This is a genomic window from Bavariicoccus seileri WCC 4188 (assembly GCF_000421665.1).
Taxonomy (GTDB): domain Bacteria; phylum Bacillota; class Bacilli; order Lactobacillales; family Aerococcaceae; genus Bavariicoccus; species Bavariicoccus seileri.
The window spans coordinates 1-8,194 of record NZ_ATXL01000066.1 but is presented as its reverse complement, the minus strand read 5'-3'; the positions used below and the strand labels follow the sequence as shown (position 1 = coordinate 8,194).

At 40.3% G+C, this 8,194-nt stretch carries 9 protein-coding genes and 2 tRNA genes; 10 read left to right on the top strand and 1 reads right to left on the bottom strand.

Going from position 1 to position 8,194, the window contains the following annotated elements:
* Nucleotides 1–224: helix-turn-helix domain-containing protein (locus tag H541_RS0110105; protein WP_022797180.1), on the bottom strand; the 224-nt coding region annotated here is incomplete at its 3' end.
* A 211-nt stretch (nt 225–435) separates the two neighbouring features.
* On the opposite strand from H541_RS0110105, the gene yidD reads away from it, so the two are divergent.
* From yidD to H541_RS12340, 10 genes are all read left to right on the top strand, one after another.
* Nucleotides 436–690, top strand: a complete 255-nt coding sequence (gene yidD / locus H541_RS13060; RefSeq protein WP_084684601.1) for a membrane protein insertion efficiency factor YidD — start codon at nt 436–438, stop codon at nt 688–690.
* Nucleotides 691–779: 89 nt separating this feature from the next.
* Nucleotides 780–860 (top strand) — tRNA-Tyr (locus tag H541_RS0110100).
* Nucleotides 861–865: 5 nt separating this feature from the next.
* Nucleotides 866–937: transfer RNA gene (locus tag H541_RS0110095), tRNA-Gln, on the top strand.
* Nucleotides 938–1,099: 162 nt separating this feature from the next.
* The gene (gene cdaA, locus H541_RS0110090; protein ID WP_022797179.1) at nt 1,100–1,948 is read left to right on the top strand and encodes a diadenylate cyclase CdaA; all 849 of its coding nucleotides are present in this window, start codon (nt 1,100–1,102) and stop codon (nt 1,946–1,948) included.
* Complete coding sequence (locus H541_RS0110085; RefSeq protein ID WP_022797178.1) at nt 1,945–2,910, top strand: CdaR family protein; 966 nt, start codon at nt 1,945–1,947, stop codon at nt 2,908–2,910. The genes cdaA and H541_RS0110085 overlap by 4 nt, the downstream gene beginning before the upstream one ends.
* A gap of 44 nt (nt 2,911–2,954) precedes the next feature.
* Nucleotides 2,955–4,316 (top strand): phosphoglucosamine mutase, encoded by a 1,362-nt coding sequence (gene glmM, locus H541_RS0110080; protein ID WP_022797177.1) that lies wholly within the window; start codon nt 2,955–2,957, stop codon nt 4,314–4,316.
* 461 nt (nt 4,317–4,777) lie between these two features.
* Nucleotides 4,778–6,559 carry a glutamine--fructose-6-phosphate transaminase (isomerizing) gene (glmS, locus tag H541_RS0110075; RefSeq protein ID WP_022797176.1) on the top strand — a complete coding sequence of 594 codons (1,782 nt, stop codon included), beginning with the start codon at nt 4,778–4,780 and terminating at the stop codon, nt 6,557–6,559.
* 460 nt (nt 6,560–7,019) lie between these two features.
* Nucleotides 7,020–7,508, top strand: coding sequence for a helix-turn-helix domain-containing protein (locus H541_RS12840; protein WP_022797175.1), 489 nt, complete (start codon nt 7,020–7,022; stop codon nt 7,506–7,508).
* A gap of 10 nt (nt 7,509–7,518) precedes the next feature.
* Nucleotides 7,519–7,782 carry a hypothetical protein gene (locus tag H541_RS0110065; protein WP_022797174.1) on the top strand — a complete coding sequence of 88 codons (264 nt, stop codon included), beginning with the start codon at nt 7,519–7,521 and terminating at the stop codon, nt 7,780–7,782.
* Between the two features lie 198 nt (nt 7,783–7,980).
* A partial coding sequence (locus H541_RS12340) for a helix-turn-helix domain-containing protein (protein WP_022797173.1) occupies nt 7,981–8,194 on the top strand: 214 nt, incomplete at its 3' end.

Here is an 8,194-nt window from a genome sequence, read left to right as displayed (position 1 = left end):
ATGATATTTAACTCTTCTTCAGTATATTGATTGGGATGTGAGTGGGGCTTTGTACTCTTATTTCTTAAACTATCCCATGTCCCATCATAGTTGTCTCTCCAACGTTTGACTTGCATCCGATTTGTGTGATATTTGCGTGCAGCCTTGGCATTATTATCATGTTTAACCGCATAATCAACGACTTTCTTTCTGTATCGCATTTCTTCTGTTATAATATTCTTCATAGGGGAAGCTTCCTCTATTTTTTTATTTTCATGTAACACATGTATTGTAACCTTACACAATAATGCTATAATGCTATAATAATGAATACTGATTTGCAACGGTGGTTTTTGCTAAAGGGGTATTGAGTTCTTATGTAGCGCTAGTTAGAGTAGTGCTATCAAGTCGTTAGTATTAGCATTGGGCTAGGTGAATAGGTGAGCGAGGTCTGTGATGAAACGGTTATTGATTTGGTTTGTAAGAGGATATCAAAAGTTTATTTCTCCTTTATTTCCCCCAAGTTGTCGATATGAGCCGACATGTTCTAATTATATGATTCAAGCTATTAGTCGGCATGGTGCTTTTAAAGGGTTCTGGATGGGAATAGGTCGTATTTTTCGATGCCATCCTTTTATCCGTGGAGGAATGGACCCTGTTCCCGATTATTTCACGATGAGAAGAAACAAAAAATATCGGAAGCGTACTTGATTTTGACCTCTTTCTAGGTTATTATATTCGAGTACGTTTTCATTAATAGTACGTGTTTTGAGCTGTTTTTGAGGCAGTCAAAATAATATGGAGGGGTAGCGAAGTGGCTAAACGCGGCGGACTGTAAATCCGCTCCTTCGGGTTCGGCAGTTCGAATCTGCCCCCCTCCATCCAATGGGCTATAGCCAAGCGGTAAGGCAACGGACTTTGACTCCGTCATTCGTTGGTTCGAATCCAGCTAGCCCAGTCTCAGTAGGAGATGACTCAAGTCAAAAACCGATCGTTCGATCGGTTTTTTTATTTATAGTGTTCCTAGGCAGTGTAACAGAGCTAAGTGAATAGGTGACTATAACTGACTTTTCTTTCATGCTATAATAAAACGCGAGACAGTCATAAGGGAGTGGAGTGAATGGGATTCGACTGGAATAATTTAGTGTCTTGGCAGACAGTTACAAATGTAATAGATATTGCTGTAGTGTGGTTTTTATTATATAAATTATTATCTATTCTTTTGGGTAATAGATCTGTTCACCTAGTCAAAGGGATCGTTGTTGTCATCGTTATAAAAGCTATCAGTTACACGGTTGGTTTGAATACACTAGATTGGATCATGAATCTCGTGATCCAATGGGGGATTATTGCTCTTATTGTGGTATTCCAACCAGAAATCAGACGTGGGCTAGAACATATTGGAAGGTCGTCTTTCTTTTCACGAAATTCAAGAGAAGCGAATCCAAGTGAGAAGATGATAGATAGTTTAGTAACAGCCATCAAATACATGGCGAAACGACGGATAGGGTGTTTGATTTCAATTGAAATGGAAAATTCGTTACAGGAGTATATCGATACTGGAATCCCGCTAGATGCAGATATCTCAAGTCAATTGTTGATTAATACATTTATACCAAATACACCACTCCATGATGGAGCAGTTATCATCAGGGATTACAAGATTGCGTCGGCTGCAAGTTACCTCCCGCTTTCTGAAAGCCCATTGATTCCTAAGGAGTTGGGAACAAGGCATCGTGCTGCGGTGGGATTAAGTGAAGCAAGTGATGCTTTCACGCTGATCGTATCTGAGGAAACGGGCGGTATCAGTGTGACTTATGAAAACCAACTATATCGCGATCTCAGTGAAGAGCAATTAGTAGATTTGATGAAGAAAAACTTAATTTCTGAACCTGTTGAGGAAAATCCAACTCAAAAAATGTTTAAAGATTTCCTAGATTCATTGAAGTTGGGGGGACATCGCAAATGAGTAAGTGGTTAACAAACAAATGGGTGTTAATGTTGCTATCCCTAATGGGTGCGGTACTTCTTTTCTCTTATGTCAGTTCGTTGAACCGTCATAGTCAACAGTCAGGCTCTATTTCTATCCAAACACAAGAAACAGTGACAAATGTACCAGTTGTGGCCAATATCAGTGAAGATCAGTATGTGGTAACTGGATTACCAAGTTCCGTTCTAGTGACCCTTGAAGGGCCCACTAGCTATGTCAGACTAGCGGCAACTAATCGTAATTTCACAGTTGAAACACCTAATATAGATGACCTAGGTGTTGGAGAACACACCATCCAACTGGTTGTTAATGGGTTGTCGACAGAAGTGACAGGGCGTATTACCCCTAATACGATTTTTATCAATGTTGAGCGGTTAGTTACCAAAGAATTTCCAGTGACAATCTACGATAAAAACAATCAAAAACTTGATGAAGATTACGAGTTAGATACGGATACCGTGACGGCAACTGGAGCGCAATCAAGTATCGATTCGATCGATGAAATAAGAGGAACAGTAGATACATCGCTTAATTCTGAGAGTGTCCAAGAAGTGCAGTTGTTGGCATTTAATTCCGATGGTCAATCTGTGAGTGCAACAATCAACCCTGTACAAGTGACTGTGACAAGAGATGAGTCAGCTCAGTTAACCTCTAAAGAAGTTTCGGTAAAACTCGAAGGACAAAATGAAAATGAAGATTATCGCTATTCTTATAGTACAGATGTTGATAAGATCACAGTGATTGGAACAAATAAGGTCTTATCCGATGTCAGTGATATTACGGTCGTTGCCGATGTTAGTGGCGTGACGGATGGCGAGACAATCAATGGCTCAATCCGTTTACCTGTAGGGGTAACGATAGATGATAATACTGAAATACCGATAACAGTTAAAATGACACGTAATCAATCATCGGATGACGCTAAATCGACAGAATCGTAAATGAGTAGCAAACAAAGTGGTTTTAGACAAAGGAGATAAAACAGATGGGAAAATATTTTGGCACTGATGGGGTAAGAGGCGTTGCTAATAGCGAGCTGACACCAGAATTAGCCTTCAAATTAGGAAGATATGGTGGCTATGTTCTACAAAAACAAGCTCAAAGTGACCACCCACGTGTCTTAGTTGGACGTGATACACGTATCTCTGGTCAACTATTAGAGCAAGCCTTGATTGCTGGCCTACTTTCTGTTGGGATTGAAGTACTACAATTAGGTGTTTTACCAACACCAGGAGTCGCTTATTTAACAAAAGTCCAAGGAGCAAGTGCTGGAGTTATGATATCAGCCTCACATAATCCAGCTGCTGATAATGGCATTAAGTTTTTTGGAGCTGATGGCTTTAAACTAACGGACGAAACTGAATCTAAGATCGAGGCTTTACTAGATGCTCCTGATGACATTTTGCCACGTCCTTCTGCAGCCGGCTTAGGGACCGTTGAAGAGTATTTAGAAGGATCGCTCAAGTATATTTCATTCCTAGAAGACACTGTGCCAAATAAACTGGAAGGCTTGAATGTCTGCTTAGATGGTGCAAATGGTGCAACGACCTCTGTCTTAAATCGTTTATTTGCAGACCTTGATACGGATTTCCAAACAATGGGCGATCGACCTGATGGCTTGAATATCAATGATGGTGTTGGGTCTACTCATCCAGAAAAATTAGGAGAGTTCGTCGTAGAATCCGGAGCAGATGTTGGTCTTGCATTTGATGGTGATGGCGATAGGTGTATTGCTGTCGATGAGACAGGTGCCATCGTTGATGGTGATAAAATCATGCTGATTTGTGGCGCTCAGTTGAAAGAAACAGGTCACTTAAATGAAGATACAATCGTGACTACTGTTATGAGTAATCTAGGATTCTTCAAAGCGGCAAAAGAGGAAGGATTAACCGTTTCAAAAACTAAAGTGGGTGACCGATATGTCGTAGAGCGGATGCGTGAATCAGGATTCAACTTTGGTGGTGAACAATCTGGACACGTTATCTTCCTGGATTACAATACGACGGGTGATGGGTTATTGACTGGTATCCAGTTATTGAAAGTAATGAAGCAAACCGGTAAGAAATTATCTGAGTTAGCTAGTGCGATGACGACATACCCACAACAATTGATCAATATCCAAGTTCCTAATACAATCAAGCATCAAGTGGCAGAGTTACCAGCGGTAGCCGCTGAGATTGAAAAAGCAGAAGAAGAAATGGCTGGCAACGGGCAAATTCTCGTTCGGGCCAGTGGAACTGAACCATTAGTTCGTGTGATGGTCGAAGCAACTAGTGATGAAAACTGCAAACGTTTTGCTGAAAAAATTGCCGATGTTATCAAAGAGGAAGCTGAGAAGAATTCCTAAAAAGATTGGATAAGAACTAAACGCAAAGCTATCGTTATATAAACCCTAACAAACGCGTTTAAGGTTAAAAAGCGACTAGCTAGCGACGAAATAAATCAAAAAAGGTACATTAAGAAAGCTGAATGAAACCTGATGGGAGCTAAGAGGAAAACTCTTCCGAGCTAACCATCAGGTTTTTTTGTGAAGAATAGCGCATGAAGTTTATTGACATGGCATTGGAATGTCGTTAATATGAAAGGTGCTTCTGATATAAAATAAAAAAGGAGGGCGGTTTGAATAAAACGGAATAGCGCCAGGCCCACGATAGTTGTGGGTGACGAGGATTGGGTTTATCGAAACATTCGGCGGATGATCCAAGGCAGTGCAGTCTACAGAATCAGGAAAAATCTATCGAGAGGTAGGCACAGAGACTGATTCATGCACCAGAAGTGAATCTTAAAAACTGAAGGAGAGATTCACGAATGTGTGGAATTGTAGGATCTATAGGGATTAGTGCGCCTCAAAGTTATTTATTAAAGGGGTTGCATCGTTTAGAGTACCGTGGATATGATTCAGCTGGTATAGCACTACTGAATGGAAACGGAGAATTGAAATTAGCAAAAACTGCTGGGAAAGTCAGCGACTTAGAGCCGTTGATAGACCAAGAGTTTGACGCCAGTATTGGGATTGGGCATACACGTTGGGCAACACATGGCTCAGCAACTACTGAGAATGCTCACCCTCACCAATCGGCGAGTGGTCGCTTCGTTATTGTACATAATGGTGTGATTGACAACTACTTAGAGCTTGCAGACACTTATTTAAAGGGTGTGACGTTTCGCTCGGCAACAGACACAGAAGTAATCGTACAACTTGTTGAGCTGTTTGCACAAACGAGTGATACAGTAGAAGACGCCTTATTGAAGGTTTTGAACTTGCTAGATGGTTCTTACGCTTTGGCATTGATTGATATCACTGAACCAGATAAGTTGTATGCCGCAAAGCAAAAAAGCCCAATGTTAATCGGTGTTGCGGAAGATGGGTTTATCGTTTGTTCAGATGCACTAGCTGGTGTCCAAAGAACTAATGAATTCATTGAAATCCATGATGGTGAATTAGTAGCTTTAACGTCAAATGACGTAACGATCAGTGATCTAGAAGGCAATACAGTAGAAAGAGAATCATTCAAAGTCGATTTGACTGACGATACACTAGATAAGGGTATCTATCCTTTCTACATGTTAAAAGAAATTGAAGAACAACCAATCGCCTTGAGACGTATTTCGGAAGTCTATAGTCATGAGGAAGCAATCTCAAATGAACTGCTTGAAGCAGTTAAAGAGGCAGATCGCATTTACATAGTAGCTTGTGGAACGAGCTACAACTCGGGCTTTGTTAGCAAAAGCTGGTTCGAAAGAATCGCCCAAAAGCCTGCAGAAATCCATATTGCGAGTGAATTTGCCTATGATATGCCTTTGTTGAGCCAAAAACCATTTTTCATCTTTATTTCACAAAGTGGTGAGACAGCTGACAGCCGACATGCGTTACTTAGGGTCAATCAACTAGGGTATCAATCTTTGACGATCACTAATGTTAAGAATTCGACATTAAGTCGTGAAGCGACATTTACGTTATTACTGCATGTAGGTCCGGAAGTGGCAGTGGCCTCAACCAAAGCTTATACAGCACAATTAGCAGTTCTAGGGTATTTGATTCATACACTTGCGGGATCAGTTGACACATTTAGCCATGAGTTACGTCAAGTGGAAGTGGCGGTGGAAAGGTTGATTGCTCAGCAAGAGGACTTTGAAACAATAGCTGAAGATGATCTCTTAGACACGCCTAATGCGTTTTATATCGGAAGAGGTTTGGACCACCTTGTTTCAATGGAAAATGCCTTGAAGTTGAAAGAAATCTCTTATATTCAAACCGAAGCTTTTCCAGCGGGTGAATTGAAACACGGGACGATCGCCTTGATCGAAGAAGGAACACCTGTCATTGCTTTGATGACGCAACCGAATGTTGCTGCGCAAACACGTAGTAATCTAGAAGAAGTTAAAGCTCGCGGGGCTAAGGCTATCACAATCGTTTCAGGCGATTTAAAAACAGCTTCTGATACAATCATTTTAGATGAAGTACCAGTTTACTTACGCCCGTTTCTGACAGTTGTAGTGGGACAGTTATTGGCTTACTATACGGCACTTCATAAAGGGTACAATGTTGATCAACCACGTAACCTTGCTAAAAGTGTAACGGTTGAGTAAATAAAATAGTGATGTAAACAAAGTATAATAAAGGGAAAAAGGTGAGCCAATATGCTCGCCTTTTTTTGTGCCTTGTAGTTATCTTTATCTGGTCCTATTATGGGCCTTGTTATCAGAGTTGCCAGGGGTATGAAGGTTATCAGTACGGTTAGAGTGGTTAGAGTTGTAAGAAATCTAAGAAGCCTAAGAAGCCTAAGAAAAGAAAGAGGTGTAAGAATCATCAGTGTCTTAAGTGTGAATGCTGTGATAAGATGATTGAAAAACAATCAAACAACTAACAGTTGTATAATAGAAGCAAAATAGCAACTAATAGTTGTGTAACTCAACTCGGAGACGGTGGTCATTTGAGCATGGAGGACTAGAATTAAAGTATGAAAGAAGTATTGGGTTACAGTGAAGTATAGTGAACGACTAGTGAGCGACTATGGTGGGAATAATATGAAGAAAGCGGGAATACGGAATGGAATCAATAGGGAATAGAATCACAGCATTAAGAAAGCAACAAGGGTACACTCAGGAAGCATTAGCTGATCATTGTCATGTTAGCAGTCAAGCAGTTTCAAAATGGGAAAATGATCTAGCTATCCCAGATGTGACGACTTTGGTAGCACTTGCCGCACTATTCAACACATCAGTGGATTATCTTTTGAGAGGAGACCAAGTTAAAGAGGTAAGGATGACTAGGCAAGAGAATCGAAAGCCGTTAGAAGAATTAGTCGTGAGATTAACAGTGGATACTGAGGATGGGGACACTGTAAGAATGAATCTCCCAGCAAAAATTATCGAAATACTAGCCAACTCTAGTAATGACCTCAATTATAATGGAAAGGATATTTTGACTAAGGAAAATATCGAATTGATTCTTAATCTGATTCAAAAAGGGACGATCGGTGAAATATTGACGGTAGACAGTGCTGATGGTGACCATGTCAAAATATTTGTAGAATAGAGGGCACAAGATGAAAATAGCTATCAAAACAGATGAAGCCAATTTTACGATACCAATTCCTAACTTCTTGATTGGAACTGCCATCAAAACAGCAGTTAAGTATAGTAGTGGCAAATCAGCTAGTGTCATGTCGGAGTTTAAAGGGGTCACCAGTTTATCTAAAAGCGAGAGAAATAAACTTATCTGCTTGCTCAAAGACTTCAAAAAAAGACACCCTGATTTACACTTTATTGAAATAAAATCAGGAGATGACCAGGTCATAATCGACCTCTAATCCTTTTATAGGAGAACTTGCCTAGAGAAGGGAATAAGTGCGTGTAGCTCTAAATCAAAGCACGAGAAGGGTTTGTTGCAGAACGTTGTAACAAACCCTTCTGTAAGGTTACAATACATGTGTTACATGAAAATAAAAAAATAGAGGAAGCTTCTGCTATACTGTAATTACCACACCACAGAAAGGAAAGCTTCCCCTATGAAGAATATTATAACAGAAGAAATGCGATACAGAAAGAAAGTCGTTGATTATGCGGTTAAACATGATAATAATGCCAAGGCTGCACGCAAATATCACACAAATCGGATGCAAGTCAAACGTTGGAGAGACAACTATGATGGGACATGGGATAGTTTAAGAAATAAGAGTACAAAGCCCCACTCACATCCCAATCAACACACTGAAGAAGAGT